Origin of the sequence: Methylobacterium sp. 092160098-2 (genome assembly GCF_028920805.1) — a bacterium.
GTDB classification, from domain to species: Bacteria; Pseudomonadota; Alphaproteobacteria; order Rhizobiales; family Beijerinckiaceae; genus Methylobacterium; species Methylobacterium fujisawaense.
Genome location: NZ_JAQPZJ010000003.1, coordinates 146,497 through 161,637 on the forward strand (window position 1 = coordinate 146,497; position 15,141 = coordinate 161,637).

Annotated in this window: 13 protein-coding genes; 9 read left to right on the plus strand and 4 right to left on the minus strand. The window is 71.4% G+C overall.

The features are described from left to right. Nucleotides 1-24 precede the first annotated feature (24 nt). On the plus strand, nucleotides 25-2,124 hold the full coding sequence (gene glyS / locus PQI07_RS32955) for a glycine--tRNA ligase subunit beta (RefSeq protein WP_053609194.1): 2,100 nt from the start codon (nucleotides 25-27) through the stop codon (nucleotides 2,122-2,124). A gap of 181 nt (nucleotides 2,125-2,305) precedes the next feature. Here glyS and otnC read toward each other — a convergent pair whose 3' ends face one another. Then, nucleotides 2,306-2,986: a 3-oxo-tetronate 4-phosphate decarboxylase gene (gene otnC, locus PQI07_RS32960; protein ID WP_075379837.1), complete on the minus strand. Its 681-nt coding sequence runs from the start codon at nucleotides 2,984-2,986 to the stop codon at nucleotides 2,306-2,308. Further along, nucleotides 2,983-3,990: a LacI family DNA-binding transcriptional regulator gene (locus PQI07_RS32965; protein WP_043347788.1), complete on the minus strand. Its 1,008-nt coding sequence runs from the start codon at nucleotides 3,988-3,990 to the stop codon at nucleotides 2,983-2,985. The genes otnC and PQI07_RS32965 overlap by 4 nt, the downstream gene beginning before the upstream one ends. 354 nt (nucleotides 3,991-4,344) lie before the next feature. On the opposite strand from PQI07_RS32965, the gene PQI07_RS32970 reads away from it, so the two are divergent. The 5 genes from PQI07_RS32970 (at nucleotide 4,345) to denD (ending at nucleotide 9,915) form a co-directional block, all read left to right on the plus strand. Next, nucleotides 4,345-5,667: an MFS transporter gene (locus PQI07_RS32970; protein ID WP_053609192.1), complete on the plus strand. Its 1,323-nt coding sequence runs from the start codon at nucleotides 4,345-4,347 to the stop codon at nucleotides 5,665-5,667. Beyond that, nucleotides 5,660-6,688, plus strand: coding sequence for an L-threonate dehydrogenase (ltnD, locus tag PQI07_RS32975; RefSeq protein WP_274929153.1), 1,029 nt, complete (start codon nucleotides 5,660-5,662; stop codon nucleotides 6,686-6,688). The genes PQI07_RS32970 and ltnD overlap by 8 nt, the downstream gene beginning before the upstream one ends. A 167-nt stretch (nucleotides 6,689-6,855) precedes the next feature. Beyond that, nucleotides 6,856-7,638 (plus strand): 2-oxo-tetronate isomerase, encoded by a 783-nt coding sequence (otnI, locus tag PQI07_RS32980; protein WP_043756211.1) that lies wholly within the window; start codon nucleotides 6,856-6,858, stop codon nucleotides 7,636-7,638. Next, the gene (gene otnK / locus PQI07_RS32985) at nucleotides 7,635-8,909 is read left to right on the plus strand and encodes a 3-oxo-tetronate kinase (RefSeq protein ID WP_274928994.1); all 1,275 of its coding nucleotides are present in this window, start codon (nucleotides 7,635-7,637) and stop codon (nucleotides 8,907-8,909) included. The genes otnI and otnK overlap by 4 nt, the downstream gene beginning before the upstream one ends. Before the next feature lie 28 nt (nucleotides 8,910-8,937). Further along, complete coding sequence (gene denD / locus PQI07_RS32990) at nucleotides 8,938-9,915, plus strand: D-erythronate dehydrogenase (RefSeq protein WP_043383522.1); 978 nt, start codon at nucleotides 8,938-8,940, stop codon at nucleotides 9,913-9,915. Between the two features lie 4 nt (nucleotides 9,916-9,919). On the opposite strand, the gene PQI07_RS32995 is transcribed toward denD, so the two are convergent. Together PQI07_RS32995 and PQI07_RS33000 are read right to left on the minus strand one after the other, a co-directional pair. Beyond that, complete coding sequence (locus tag PQI07_RS32995) at nucleotides 9,920-10,321, minus strand: type II toxin-antitoxin system VapC family toxin (protein ID WP_182593050.1); 402 nt, start codon at nucleotides 10,319-10,321, stop codon at nucleotides 9,920-9,922. Beyond that, nucleotides 10,321-10,560: a type II toxin-antitoxin system VapB family antitoxin gene (locus tag PQI07_RS33000; RefSeq protein ID WP_182593049.1), complete on the minus strand. Its 240-nt coding sequence runs from the start codon at nucleotides 10,558-10,560 to the stop codon at nucleotides 10,321-10,323. The genes PQI07_RS32995 and PQI07_RS33000 overlap by 1 nt, the downstream gene beginning before the upstream one ends. A gap of 83 nt (nucleotides 10,561-10,643) precedes the next feature. On the opposite strand from PQI07_RS33000, the gene recQ reads away from it, so the two are divergent. The 3 genes from recQ (at nucleotide 10,644) to PQI07_RS33015 (ending at nucleotide 15,129) form a co-directional block, all read left to right on the plus strand. Then, a complete protein-coding gene (recQ, locus tag PQI07_RS33005) occupies nucleotides 10,644-12,485 on the plus strand; it encodes a DNA helicase RecQ (protein WP_274928995.1) in 1,842 nt (613 codons plus the stop codon). Between the two features lie 155 nt (nucleotides 12,486-12,640). Beyond that, nucleotides 12,641-14,866 (plus strand): phosphoribosylformylglycinamidine synthase subunit PurL, encoded by a 2,226-nt coding sequence (gene purL / locus PQI07_RS33010; protein ID WP_043347803.1) that lies wholly within the window; start codon nucleotides 12,641-12,643, stop codon nucleotides 14,864-14,866. Between the two features lie 26 nt (nucleotides 14,867-14,892). After that, a complete protein-coding gene (locus tag PQI07_RS33015; RefSeq protein ID WP_043383516.1) occupies nucleotides 14,893-15,129 on the plus strand; it encodes a BolA family protein in 237 nt (78 codons plus the stop codon). Nucleotides 15,130-15,141: the final 12 nt, after the last annotated feature.

The window sequence follows — 15,141 nt, forward strand, 5'->3', positions numbered from 1 at the left end:
GCGGCGCGGCGATATGGCCGCGCCATGCCCGACCTCCTGCTCGAACTCCGCTCGGAAGAGATCCCCGCCCGCATGCAGCGGCGCGCGGCGGAGGATCTGAAAAAGCTCGTCACCGACGCCCTGGTGGCGCGCGGTTTCCTGTACGAGGGCGCCAAGGCGTTCTCGACGCCGCGCCGGCTGGCGCTGCACATCGCCGGCCTCCCCGCCCGGGGCGAGGCCGTGCGCGAGGAGCGCCGCGGCCCGCGGGTCGGCGCCCCCGAGGCGGCCGTCCAGGGCTTCCTGAAGGGCGCGGGACTGACGAGCCTCGATCAGGCCACGACCGTCACCGATCCCAAGAAGGGCGAATTCTACCTCGCGGTGATCGAGCGGCCCGGCCGCGAGACGCTGGACGTCCTGGCCGAGCTCCTGCCCGAAATCGTCAAGAACTTCCCCTGGCCGAAATCCATGCGCTGGGGCGCGGCCTCGGCGGAGCCGGGGTCCCTCCGCTGGGTGCGCCCGCTGCAATCGATCGTCGCGACCTTCGGGCCGGAGACCGAGAGCCCCGAGGTCGTGCCGTTCGCGGTCGGCGGGATCGCGGCCGGCACGGTGACCTACGGCCACCGCTTCCTCGCCCCGGAGGCGATCGAGGTGCGCCGGTTCGACGACTACATCCAGGCCCTGGAGCGGGCGAAGGTCATCCTCGACGCCGACCGGCGCAAGGACGTGATCCTGCACGATGCCCGCGACCTCGCCTTCGCCCGCGGCCTCGACCTCGTCGAGGACGAGGGGCTGCTGGAGGAGGTGTCGGGCCTCGTGGAATGGCCGGTGGTGCTGATGGGCTCGTTCGACGAGGCCTTCCTCGACATCCCCGCCGAGGCGATCCGGGCGACCATCCGGGCGAACCAGAAGTGCTTCGTCCTGCGCAAGGGCGGGTCGGAGGACCTGGCGCCGGCCTTTATCCTGGTCTCGAACCTCGTCGCCATCGACGGCGGCCGGGCGATCACAGCAGGCAACGAGCGGGTGGTCCGGGCGCGCCTGTCGGACGCGAAGTTTTTCTGGGAGACCGACAAGGCGATCCGCTTGGAGGATCGGCTGCCGAAGCTCGACAGCATCGTCTTCCACGAGAAGCTCGGCACGCAGGGCGAGCGGATCGCCCGTATCGCCGCGCTGGCGAAGGACCTCGCGCCGCGCGTGGGCGCCGACCCGGCGCTCGCCGAACGCGCGGCCCGTCTCGCCAAGGCCGACCTCGTCACCGAGATGGTCGGCGAGTTCCCCGAGCTCCAGGGCCTGATGGGCCGCAAATACGCGGCGCTCCAGGGCGAGCACGACAGCGTCTGCGCGGCCATCGAGGAGCATTACAAGCCGCTCGGCCCCTCCGACCGGGTGCCAAGCGATCCGGTCTCCATCGCGGTGGCGCTCGCCGACAAGCTCGACACGCTGGTGGGGTTCTGGGCGATCGACGAGAAGCCCACGGGGAGCAAGGACCCGTTCGCCCTGCGCCGGGCGGCTCTGGGCGTGATCCGGCTGATCCTCGACCGCGGCTTGCGCCTGCGCCTTCTCGAGCAGGTCGGCGCGGCGGATCGCGGCCTCGCCGGGCGGGCCGGTGCGGATGCCGGGGATCTCCTCGGCTTCTTCGCGGACCGCCTCAAGGTCTACCTCCGCGACCAGGGCGCCCGCCACGACCTCATCGACGCCGTCTTCGCCCTGCCCGGCCAGGACGACCTGCTGATGGTCGTGCGCCGCGTCGAGGCGCTCGGACAGTTCCTCGACACCGAGGACGGGAAGAACCTGTTGGCCGGCTACAAGCGCGCGGCCAACATCCTGCGCATCGAGGAGAAGAAGGACGGCCGCGCCTACGATGCCGCGCCCGACGCCGCCCTCGCCGCCGCGGGCGAGCCGGCCGAGCGAGCACTGGCCGAGGCGCTGGCGAAGGCCCGGGAGACCGCCTCGGCGGCGGTCGCCCGCGAGGATTTCGCCGGGGCCATGCAGGCGCTCTCCACGCTCCGCGCGCCGGTGGACGCCTTCTTCCAGGACGTCACCGTCAACGCGCCCGATCCGAAGCTCCGCGAGAACCGCTTGGCTCTGCTCAACGCCCTGCGCGCCGCGACACGGGAGGTGGCGGAGTTCGCGAAGATCGAGGGGTGAGGCGGAGCCTTCCCCGCGGACAATCGCCATCTGAACGGAGCGCGGCTCCCCTCTCCCGTGCGGGAGAGGGACAGGGTGAGGGGTGCGACCTCACCGGAAAGACCCGATTTCTCACCCCGACCCTCTCCCGCATGGGAGAGGGGGCGCGTTGCGCCTTCGCACAGACCACGGACGGCCACCCTCACCCGTGATCGTGCCCGGCATGGTCCTCCGGCTTCGGTAGGGTCAGGCCGAAATGGCTCACCAGATCGGCCACCTGCCCGGGGCTCAGCTGCCGCGGATTGAGGTTGCGGAGCAGCAGGTAGAGCTTGGCGGTCTCCTCGAGCTCCTCGGTGGCGAAGACCGCGCCCTCCAGGCTGTCCCCGGCCACCACCGGGCCGTGATTGGCGAGCAGCACCGAACTGTACCGGCCGGCGAGCCCCCGGATCGCGTCCGCGACCGCGGGGTCGCCGGGTCGGTAATAGGGCACCAGCGCCGTGCCGCCGGCGCGCATCAGGTAGTAGGGCGTCAGCGGCGGCAGGACCTGACGCGGGTCGATCTCCGGCAGCATCGAGACCGCCACCGCGTGGGTGGAGTGCAGGTGGACGATCGCCTTCGCTTCGCTGCGGCTCTCGTAGAGCGCGCTGTGCAGCGGGATCTCCTTGGTGGGTTTGTCGCCCGAGACGAGGCGCCCCTGCTGGTCCAGCCGGGAGATCCGCGCCGGGTCGAGGAAGCCGAGGGACGCGTTGGTCGGCGTCACCAGCCAGCCGCCGTCGGGCAGGCGCAGCGAGATGTTTCCGGACGAGCCCGGCGTCAGGCCGCGCTCGAACAGCGAGCGGCCGTAGCGGCAGATGTCTTCGCGCAGCCGGCTCTCGTCGCTCATGCGGTCGCTCCCTCGATCAGCTCGAACCCGAGATCGATTTTCTTTGGACTCTGATCGGTCAGGCAGGCGGCGGCCCGCCGGCCGATCTCCAGGCGCGGCGTGCGCACCGTCGAGAGGGGCTGGGGCATCGCCGCCGCGAAGTCGAGCCCGTTGAAGCCGAACAGCGCGATCCGTCCCGGGACCGCGAGCCCCGCCGCCAGGCAGGCGAAGTAGCCGCCGAGCGCCATGTCGTCGTTGGAGAAGTAGACGGCATCGAGATCCGGGTGGCGCGCCAGCAGCGCCTCCAGCCCCGCCCGCCCCGAGGCCGGCGAGGACGGCCCCGACCGGATCTCCTGGGCCTGGAGCGCCAGCCCGGCCTCCGCCAGGGCTTCCTCGAACCCGGCCAGCCGCTTGCCCGCCCGCACGTCTATGCGCAAGTCGTGGCCGAGATAGGCGATGCGGCGGTAGCCCCGCGCGACGAGGTGGCGGGCGCTCGCCGCCCCCACGGCCCGGTTGGAGAACCCGACCACCGTGTCGATCCCGTCGCCATCCGTGTCGATCATCTCGACGACGCGCACGCCCCCGGCCCTGGCGAGGGCCACTGTCCCGGGATTGTGCTCCAGCCCGGTGAGCAGCAGCGCCGCCGGCCGCCAGGACAGGAGCGCGGCGGCCAGCGCCTCCTCCCGGTCCGGATCGTACTCGCTCACCCCGATCACGCAGGGGATGCCCTCGGCATCGAGCGCCGATGTCAGGCCGCGCAGCAGGTCGGGAAAGACCACGTTGGCGAGCGACGGGATGACGACGCCCACGAGCCGCGCGCTCGCGCCCTGGCCGGCGAGGCTGCCGGCGAGGCGGTTCGGCACGTAGCCGAGCCGGGCCACCGCCTCAGCCACCCGCGCGCCGGCGCGCTTGGAATAGGAGCCGTGGTTGCGCAGGACCCGCGAGACCGTGCTCTCGCCGACCCCGGCCTCACGGGCCACGTCGGTGAGCGTCACGAGCCGCCCCGGCGGCTGGAATTCGTCCATGGCCCCGCTTCTCCCGGCGCGGTCTCTGATGACGTCCGTCGCATCGCCCATCCGCACCCTCATCGCGCGATGCCCGCGCGACCGGGCCCCGAAGGACAAGGTCCTTAGAGGGCGCGGCGCTCCCTGGAGGGCTCCTTCGAGGCCTCCGCTGCGCTGCGCCACCGCGGGATGAGGGTGCAATTGGGAAGACCGTCCTCAGCGATCCGGACCCTGACATAGCGGCCTGCATTATGTCGCACAACCGGATTGGCAGCGCTGCCAAAAGGCGATATGGCACCGCCCCAGCGCCGCCCGACGAGCGGTGAAGACCATGATCCGCCCATCCGCGCGAGCGTATGGGCGAGGGAGAACGCCATGCCGGTCCAAGCCGCTCCGCTGGGGGGCGCCACCGCGCCCGCGGACGAAAAGTCCTTCGCCGACCGCACCTACGCGAAGGTGTTCTGGCGCCTCGTGCCGTTCCTGATGCTCTGCTACGTGGTGGCGTATCTCGACCGGGTGAATGTCGGCTTCGCCAAGCTCCAGATGTCCCAGGAGCTGAAGTTCTCCGAGACGGTCTATGGCCTCGGTGCCGGGATCTTCTTCCTCGGCTACTTCCTGTTCGAGGTGCCCTCGAACGTGATCCTGCACCGGGTCGGCGCGCGGGTGTGGATCGCCCGGATCATGATCACCTGGGGAATCATCTCCGGCGCCTTCCTGTTCGTGAACTCCGAGTGGAGCTTCTACGGGATGCGCTTCCTGCTCGGGCTGGCCGAGGCCGGCTTCTATCCGGGCGTGATCCTCTACACGACGTCGTGGTTCCCGGCCCATCGCCGCGCCAAGGTGATCGCGGTGTTCATGGCGGCGATCCCGATCTCGGGGATCTTCGGCAACCCGCTCTCCGGCTGGATCATGGACGCGTTCAACGGCGCCCAGGGCCTGTCCGGCTGGCAGTGGATGTTCCTGATCGAGGCGGTGCCGGCGGTGCTCATCGGACTCGCCGTGTTCTTCTACCTCGACAACCGCCCGGCCGAGGCGAAGTGGCTGAGCGACGCCGAGAAGCAGCTCCTGGAGCGCGACATCGCCGCCGACAACCGGGGCAAGGAATCGAGCCCGCACTCCATCGCCACCGTGTTCCGCAACGGCCGCGTGTGGTTCATGAGCCTGATCTACTTCGCCTTCGTGACCGGGCAGTACGGCCTCACCTTCTGGATGCCCACGATCGTCAAGGCGTCGGGCGTGCAGGGCAATCTCAACATCGGCCTGATCAGCGCGATCCCGTTCCTGTGCGCGGCCATCGTGATGGTTCTGTTCGGGCTCAGCGCCGACCGGATGCGCGAGCGCCGCTGGCACCTGATCGTCCCGGCCCTGCTCGGCGCCGTCGGCTTCGTGGTCTCGGCGAGCGCGGGCTCGACCACCATCGCGGTGGCGGCCCTCTCGGTGGCGGCGGCCGGCGTGCTGACCTGCTCGCCCCTGTTCTGGTCGTTGCCCACGGCGTTCCTCAGCGGCGCCGGCGCGGCGGCCGGCATCGCCCTGATCAACTCGGTGGGCAATCTTGCCGGCTTCGTCAGCCCCTACGTGATCGGGGCGCTGCGCGACGCCACCGGCAGCACCGCCGCCGGCATGTACGCGCTCGCCGCGATGCTGGTGGTCGGCTCGGTCTGCGTGTTCGTCACGCCGGCCCGAATGGTCAATCGCTGAGGCTTCGAGCCGAGCGCGACACGGCCCCTCTCCCGGCGGGAGAGGGGCCTCGGGCCCCGCGCGGCGACGCAGGGGCGCCCTTCCCTTCAGGCAGGATCAGCCCGCGATGACCACAGACACCCCCACCCGCCGCGCCGCGGTGATCGGCCTGGGCTCCATGGGCTCCGGCATGGCCGGCTCGCTCCTGCGGGCGGGCTTCTCGGTCGCCGCCTGCGACGTGAACCCGGAGGCGGTGGCGCGCTTCGCGGCGGCCGGCGGCAGGGGCGCCGCGAATCCCGCCGAGGCGGCCCGGGATGCCGACGTGGTGGTGAGCGTGGTGGTCAACGCCGCCCAGACCGAGGCGGTGCTGTTCGGCGAGAACGGGGCCGCCGCCGCGATGCCGGAGGGCGCGGTGTTCGTCTCCTCCGCCACCATGGATCCGGCCGTCGCGCGCGCGCTCGCCGCCCGGCTGGAGGCCACCGGCCGCCACTATCTCGACGCCCCGATGAGCGGGGGCGCCGCCCGCGCGGCCGAGGGCGGCCTGACCTTCCTGGCCTCGGGCTCGGCGGCGGCCTTCGCGAAGGCGCGGCCCGCCCTCGATGCCATGGCGGGCACGCTCTACGAGCTCGGCGACGCGGCCGGCCAGGGCGCGGCCTTCAAGATGATCAACCAGCTGCTGGCCGGGGTGCATATCGCCGCCGCCTGCGAGGCGATGGCCTTCGCGGCCAAGCAGGGCCTCGATCTCCGGCGCGTCTACGAGGTGATCACCAAGTCGGCCGGCAATTCCTGGATGTTCGAGAATCGGGTGCCCCACATCCTGGACGCGGATTACAGCCCGAAGAGCGCGGTCGACATCTTCGTCAAGGATCTCGGCATCGTGCAGGACATGGCCCGGGCGGAGAAGTACCCGGTCCCGGTGGCGGCCGCGGCGCTCCAGATGTTCCTGATGGCGTCCGGCGCCGGCATGGGCCGCGACGACGACGCCTCCGTGGCGCGGCTCTACGCGCAGGTCTCGGGGGCGAAGCTGCCGGGGACGGCCTGAGGAGGCCTGATCCCACCCGCTTCCTCATCCTGAGGTGCCCGCGCCAGCGGGCCGCCTTCGCGGCCTCCGCTGCGCTCCGGCACCTCAGGATGCGGGGATTGGGTTGGATCGTGGTCCGCTGAGCGGACCGTCGCGTTTCTAAGGATCGGGCAGGGAGTCCCAAAAGAATGCCGCGCTTCGCCGCCAACCTCAGCCTGATGTTCAACGAGGTGCCGTTCCTCGACCGGTTCGAGGCTGCGGCCCGCGCCGGGTTCGACGCCGTGGAGTTCCTGTTCCCCTACGAGCATCCGCCCGAGGCCATCGGCGCGCGGCTCCGGGCGAACGGCCTGACCCAGGCGCTGTTCAACCTGCCGCCGGGCGACTTTGCCGGGGGCGAGCGCGGGATCGCCGCCTTCCCCGAGCGGTTCGACGAGCTGAAGGCGGGTGTCGACACGGCGCTCCGCTACGCCGAGGCGACCGGCGTGGGCCGGCTTCACCTCATGGCGGGCCTCGCCCCCTGGGACGATCCCAAGGCCGCCGAATCCTACCGTCGGGCCGTGACCTGGACGGCCGAGCGGCTCGCCCACGCCGGCCTCGACCTCGTCCTGGAGCCGATCAACGGCCGGAACATGCCGGGCTACTTCCTCAACGATTTCGGCCGCGCCGCGGACCTGATCCGTGAGCTGGCTTTGCCGAACCTGAAGCTGCAGTTCGACCTCTACCATTGCCAGATCCTGCACGGCGACGTGACCATGCGGCTGCGCGCCCTGATGCCGATCATCGGCCACGTCCAGACGGCGAGCGTGCCCGAGCGCCACGAGCCCGGAACCGGCGAGATGAACGACTTCTTCCTGTTCGACGAGCTGGACCGGCTCGGCTACCGCGGCTTCGTCGGCTGCGAGTACATCCCGGCCGCCGACACCGTCGCGGGCCTCGGCTGGCTCGCCGCCTACAAGGGGAGCGCCCGATGAGCCTCGCGCTGGGATGCGTCGCCGACGACTATACGGGCGCCTCGGACCTCGCCAACACCCTGACCAAGGCGGGCCTGCGCACGATCCAGACCATCGGGGTGCCTGAGGAGGGCCGCGCCCTGCCGGAGGCCGACGCGGTGGTGGTGGCGCTGAAAAGCCGCTCGATCCCGGCCGACCAGGCCGTGGCCCGCTCCCGCGAGGCGGAAGCCTGGCTGCGGGCCCGGGGCGCGGCCCACGTGATGTTCAAGGTCTGCTCGACCTTCGATTCGACGGATGCGGGCAATATCGGCCCGGTGATGGACGCCCTGCGGGCCGAGGCCGGCGCGGCCATCGCGCTCGTGACCCCGGCGTTCCCGGAGACCGGGCGCAGCGTCTACCAGGGCAACCTGTTCGTCGGATCCGTGCCGCTGAACGAGAGTCCTCTGAAGGACCATCCGCTCAACCCCATGCGCGACGCCAACCTCGTGCGCGTGCTGGGGCGCCAGAGCGCCAGCCCGGTCGGATTGATCGACACCGCCACGGTGGCCCGGGGTGCGGAGGCCGTGGCGGCCCGCCTCCAGGCCCTGGCGGCCGAGGGCAAGGGCGCCGCCATCGCGGACGCGATCTTCGACAGCGACCTCGAAACCCTCGGGCGGGCGATCATCGCCGAGAAATTCTCCGTGGGGGCGTCCGGCCTCGGGCTCGGGCTCGCCCGGGCGCTGGTGGCCGACGGGCGCGGCACGCAGGATGCCGCCGGGGCCGCCGTGGGCGAGCCGGTGGGCGGGGCCGCTGCCTGCCTCGCCGGCAGCTGCTCGCAGGCGACCCTCCAGCAGGTCGCCGCAGCGGAGAAGATCATGCCGGTGATGCGCCTCGACCCGGCCCGGCTGCTCGCCGGCGCCGACGTGGTGGCCGAGGCCCTGGCCTTCGCGGCGGAACGGCTCGCCGCAGGCCCGGTGCTGATCGCGTCCTCGGCGCCCCCCGAGGCGGTGCGCGCCCTCCAGGCCGAACACGGGGTCGACGCGGCCGGCCACGCCATCGAGGCGGCGCTGGCCGCCATCGCCGAGGGCCTCGTCGCCCGCGGCGTGCGCCGGCTCGTGGTCGCCGGCGGCGAAACCTCGGGGTCGGTGGTCGACCGGCTGGGCCTCACCGCCTTCCTGCTCGGGCCGGAGATCGCCGCGGGCGTGCCGGTGCTGCGGACCGCAGGGCGACCGGAGCCGATGCTGCTCGCCCTCAAATCCGGCAATTTCGGCGGCCCGGACTTCTTCGGCCGCGCCCTCGACATGATGGCCTGAGGCCGCATACTCCGACGAGAGGTTTCCCATGCACGCCCTGATTCTCGGTGCCGCCGGCATGATCGGCCGCCGCCTCGTGGACGCCCTGGTGAAGGACGGCCAGGTCGGCGGGCAGACGCTCAGCGCCCTCACCCTGCTCGACGTGGTTCCGCCCGCGGCGCCGGAAGGCTTCTCCGGCCCGGTGCGGGCCGAGGCCGCCGACCTGACGGCCCCGGGTGCCGCCGAGGCCGCCATCGCCGGGCGGCCGGGGGTGATCTTCCACCTCGCCGCGGTGGTCTCCGGCGAGGCCGAGGCCAACCTGGAACTCGGCTATCGGGTCAATCTCGACGGCACCCGCCTGCTCCTCGACGCGATCCGGGCGGCCAACGCGGCGGACGGCTACCGTCCGAAGCTCGTCTTCACCTCCTCCCTCGCGGTGTTCGGGCCGCCCTTCCCCAAGGTGATCCCGGACGACCACATCCTGCGCCCAGCCTCCTCGTACGGGGTGCAGAAGGCCATGGGCGAGCTGATGCTCGCCGACTACGCGCGCCGCGGCTTCCTCGACGGGATCGGTCTGCGCCTGCCGACCATCTGCGTGCGGCCGGGCAAGCCCAACAAGGCTGCCTCGGGCTTCTTCTCCGGCATCATCCGCGAGCCGCTGGCCGGCCAGGAGGCGATCCTGCCGGTGCCCGACACGGTGCGGCACTGGTTCGCCAGCCCCGCCGCGGCGGTCGGCTTCCTCGTCCACGCCGCCGGGCTCGACCTCGCGGCGATCGGGCCCCGGATCAGCCTGACCATGCCGGGCGTCTCCGCCACGGTCGCCGAGGAGATCGAGGCCCTGCGCCGCGCGGCGGGCGACAAGGCCGTGGCGCTGATCCGGCGCGCGCCGGACGCGACCATCGCGCGGATCGTCGGCTCCTGGCCGGAGGCCTTCGAGCCGGAGGCGGCCCTGGCTCTGGGCTTCCGGGCGGATGAATCCTTCGACGCGATCGTGGCCCAGCACGTGGCCGAGTTCCACGGCGGCTGAGGCGTCAGGCCAGGGCGGAGCGGATGTCGGTCTGCGGAAAGGCGTCGCCGACGTAGAGCAGCGGCACGCCGTGCATCCGCGCGCAGGCACAGGCGAAGCAGTCGCCGAGATTCAGGCGCGCCGGGTGGCGGCCCTTGCCGTGGCGGGCGTGGGCCGCGAGGGCGAGGCGCGTCTCCGCTTCGGCGATCGGGACCCGCGTGACGCCTGTGGCGGCCAGAAAATCGTCCACGATCTCTTCGGCGACTTCGGGCGGGACGGCCTGGAGCCGGGTGATGGCGAGCACCGCCTCATACACGGCAACGCCGCTCGTGAGCCGCACGGGACTGTCGCGCAACCGATCCATCAGCGCAGAATGTCCCGGCTCGCCGGCGACGATCGCCATGCTGGCGGACGCGTCGACGAACATCACGCGTCGTTCAGGCTGTCGTAGAAGGCCTCATCCGCCTTGAGGCCCGTCGACGGGTTGGATGCCAACCTGTCCTGGATCGGCTTGACCGGCTCCAGGAAAGTCTCGCGCTCCGCGTTCTGCCGCGCCAGTCCGTTCTTGAGCGCGGGTCGCACCGCCTCGGTCTTGCTCACGCCCGTCCGCGATGCCAGCTTCTCGGCGCGCTGATTCACCTCTTCGCTGCGGATGTTGAGCGGCATGGCAGCCCCCGTGTAGACGCACGGAGGCCAGTGTCTAAACACCCCTGCCGCAAGGGCGGCCAGAACCCCGATCAAGGATCCCGATGACCCGCCTCGACGAGGCCCGCGCCGCGCTCAAGAAGACCTTCGGCTACGAGGATTTCCGGCCCGGGCAGGACGAGGTGATCGGCGCGGTGCTGGACGGCGCCGACGTGTTCGCCGTGATGCCCACCGGCTCCGGCAAGTCGATGACCTACCAGCTCCCCGCCCTGGTCGAGCCCGGTCTGACCGTCGTGGTCTCGCCGCTGATCGCGCTGATGCACGATCAGGTGCAGCAGATGAAGAGCGTCGGCATCGAGGCCGCCACACTCAACTCGACGGTGGCGGAGACGGAGTCCCGCGAGACCTGGCGGTCCCTGCGCTCGGGCGACCTCCGTCTCCTGTTCGTGTCCCCCGAGCGCCTGCTGATGGAGGGCTGCATCGAGGCCCTGCGCGGGGCCGGGGTCCGGCGGCTCGCGGTGGACGAGGCGCACTGCGTCTCGCAATGGGGCCACGATTTCCGGCCCGAGTACCGGGAGATCGCCCGGGCCCGGGTGGCGCTGGGCAACATCCAGACCCTGGCGCTCACCGCCACCGCCGATGCCGCGACCCGCGCGGAGATCGCCGAGCGGCTGTTCCCGCAGGACCGGCCCCCGAAGATCTTCGTCCACTCCTTCGACCGGCCGAATATCCGGCTGACCTTCCAGCCCAAGGACAACCCGGCCCGGCAGATCGAGCGGTTCCTGAAGCATCGGCGGGCGGAGAGCGGGATCATCTACTGCTCGTCGCGCAAGCGCGTCGAGCAACTGGCCGAGACCCTCAAGAAGGACGGGTTCGACGCCCTGCCCTACCATGCCGGCCTCTACCAGGGCACGCGCATGCGCAACCAGGACCGGTTCCTGCAGGAGGACGGGGTGGTGATGACCGCCACCATCGCCTTCGGCATGGGCATCAACAAGCCCGACGTGCGCTTCGTCTGCCACGCCGACATGCCCAACAACGTCGAGGGCTACTACCAGGAGATCGGCCGCGCCGGCCGCGACGGGCTGCCCGCCGACACGCTGACCCTCTACGGCCTCGACGACATGGCGCTCCGCCGCCGCCAGATCGACGAGAAGGAGATCTCCGACGAGCGCCGCCGGGTCGAGCGGCGCAAGCTCGAGGCGATGATCACCCTGTGCGAGGGCGCCACCTGCCGCCGGCAGTCGCTGCTCGCCTATTTCGGCGAGGCGAGCGGCCCTTGCGGCCGCTGCGACCTGTGCCGCGGCGGCGTCACCCTCGTGGACGGGACGGTCTCGGCGCAGAAGATCCTCTCGGCCATCGTGCGCACCGGCCAGCGCTTCGGCGCGGCCTATATCTGCGACGTGGTCCACGGGAAGGAGAGCGAGCAGATCCGCCGCAACGGCCACGCGAGCCTCAAGACCTTCGGGGTCGGCGCCGACAAGCCGGTGGCCGCGTGGCGGGCGATCCTGCGCCAGCTCTTCGCGGCCGGGGCGATCGCGGAGAACGCCGACGGCTTCGGCGGCCTGTCCATGACCGAGAAGGGCGAGGCGATCCTGTTCGGCCGGGAGCCGGTCCAGCTCCGCCCGGATCCGGAGCCGAAGGCCGAATCCCGCGAGCGACGCCGGCCTGCATCCCGCGAGGACGGCGAGATCGCCCTCTCGGAGGCCGACGAGGCGCTGTTCCAGCACCTGCGCGGCCTGCGCGCCACGCTGGCCCGGGCCGAGGGCATCGCGGCCTTCATGGTCTTCCCCGATCGAACGCTGATCGAGATGGCCCGCCAGAAGCCCGTCGACCTCTGGGCTCTGCGCACGGTCCACGGGGTCGGCGAGCGCAAGCGCGAGGCCTACGGCGACAAGTTCGTGGCGGCGATCGCCGATTTCCTGGCCCATCCGCCGGCGGCGTGACCGGGCTTCATCCACGGTGGCGTCAGACGGCGTATTGCAACGCGGTGGGAGAACGCACTAATCCGTCACCGTCGCCGCACGCTGCCCGGTTCGGGTCGCTTATCGGGTCGGGGGTCCTGTCGGGGCTCCCGGACCGCCCTCGTCGAGGCTGCCCCATGTTCCGCAACGACGTTCCGATCACCCCCGAGCTCGTGGCCCAGCACGGCCTGACGCCGGACGAGTACGAGCGCTTTCGCGGCCTGATCGGGCGCGACCCGACGCTGACCGAACTCGGCATCGTCTCGGCCATGTGGAACGAGCACTGTTCCTACAAGTCCTCCCGCAAGCACCTGCGCGGGCTGCCGACCTCGGCGCCGTGGGTGATCCAGGGACCGGGCGAGAACGCCGGCGTGATCGACATCGGCGACGGCCTCGCCTGCGTGTTCAAGATGGAGAGCCACAACCACCCGAGCTACATCGAGCCCTATCAGGGCGCGGCGACCGGTGTCGGCGGCATCCTGCGCGACGTGTTCACCATGGGCGCTCGGCCGATCGCGGCGCTCAACGCCCTGCGCTTCGGCTCCCCCGACCATCCGCGCACCCGCAGCCTCGTCTCTGGCGTGGTCGCGGGCGTGGGCGGCTACGGCAACTCCTTCGGTGTGCCCACCGTCGGCGGCCTGACCGGTTTCCACAAGCGCTACGACGGCAACATCCTGGTCAACGCCATGGCGGTGGGGCTCGCCCGCACCGACGGGATCTTCTACGCGGCCGCCGCCGGAATCGGGAACCCGATCGTCTATCTCGGCTCCAAGACCGGCCGCGACGGCATCCACGGCGCCACCATGGCCTCGGCCGAGTTCGACGAGGCCTCCGAGTCGAAGCGTCCGACCGTGCAGGTCGGCGATCCCTTCGCCGAGAAGCTGCTGCTCGAGGCCTGCCTGGAGCTGATGGCCTCGGGGGCGGTGATCGCCATCCAGGACATGGGCGCCGCCGGCCTCACCTGCTCGGCCGTTGAGATGGGCGCCAAGGGCGACCTCGGCGTCGAACTCGACATCGACAAGGTGCCGGCCCGCGAAGAGGGTATGACCCCCTACGAGATGATGCTCTCCGAGAGCCAGGAGCGCATGCTCATGGTGCTCAAGCCCGGCATGGAGGCGGAGGCGGAAGCCATCTTCGTGAAGTGGGGGCTCGACTTCGCGGTGATCGGCCGGACCACCGACACGCTGCGCTTCGTGATCAAGTGGCACGGGGAGACCGTGGCCGACCTGCCGATCAAGGAGCTCGGCGACGAGGCGCCGCTCTACGACCGGCCGCACCTGTCCAACACGCACCTGCCGGTGCTCGCGGCCTCCGAGGTTCCGGCCCCGGCCTCGCTCACCGACGCGCTCAAGCGCCTCGTCGGCTCCCCGGACCTCTCGTCCAAGCGCTGGGTCTTCGAGCAGTACGACCACTTCATCCTGGGCAACACTGTCCAGAAGCCCGGCGGCGACGCCGCCATCGTGCGGGTCGAGGACGGGCCGAAGGGGCTGGCGCTCACCTGCGACGTCACCCCGCGCTATTGCGAGGCCGACCCGGTCGAGGGCGGCCGGCAGGCCGTGGCCGAGGCGTGGCGCAACATCACGGCGGTCGGGGCCAAGCCGCTCGCCATCACCGACAACCTGAACTTCGGCAATCCCGAGAAGCCCGAGGTGATGGGCCAGCTCGTCGGCTGCCTGCAGGGCATCGGCGAGGCCTGCCGGGCGCTGGACTTCCCGGTCGTGTCCGGCAACGTCTCGCTCTACAACGAGACCAACGGCGTCGGCATCCTGCCGACCCCGACCATCGGCGGCGTCGGCGTGCTCGACGACGTGGCGCGCCACGCCACCATCGCCCTCAAGCGCGAGGGCGACGTGCTGGTGCTGATCGGCTCCGGCGAGGGCTGGCTTGGCCAATCCGCCTACCTGTCGGTGATCGAGGGCCGCGAGGAGGGCGCGCCGCCGCCGGTGGATCTCGCCCTGGAGCGCCGCAACGGCGACTTCGTCCGCACCCTGATCCAGTCGGGCGCCGTCGACACGGTCCACGACCTTTCCGACGGCGGCCTCGCGGTGGCCCTCGCCGAGATGGCGATGGCCGGCGGCATCGGCGCTGCCCTGCCCGAGGTGCCGGTGGATCTCGCCCCCCACGCCTACCTGTTCGGCGAGGACCAGGGCCGCTACCTGCTGGCGATCGATCCGGAAGCTGCCAGCGACCTCCTCTACAGCGCCTCGGCGCAGGGGATCGACGCGGCGGTGGTCGGCGTCACCGGCTCCGACCGTTTGACCCTGCCGGGCGGCGAGACCATATCGCTGGCCGACCTATCCACGGCGCACGAGGGCTGGCTGCCCGCCTACATGGCGAGCCAGCCGGCCGCTCCCGCCGCCTGAACCCCCTTACGCCCAGGAGTTTGCCGATGCCGATGGATGCGGGCGAGATCGAGCGCATGATCCGCGAAGCGCTGCCGGACGCGCAGGTGGAGATCCGCGACCTCGCGGGCGATGGCGACCACTACGCTGCGACCGTCCTGTCGGCGGCCTTCAAGGGCAAGTCACGGGTGGCGCAGCACCAGATGGTCTACGGTGCCCTTCAGGGCCGGATGGGCGGCGTCCTCCACGCCCTTGCGCTGACCACGGGTGTCCCGCAGGATTAGGCCTTCTCGTGG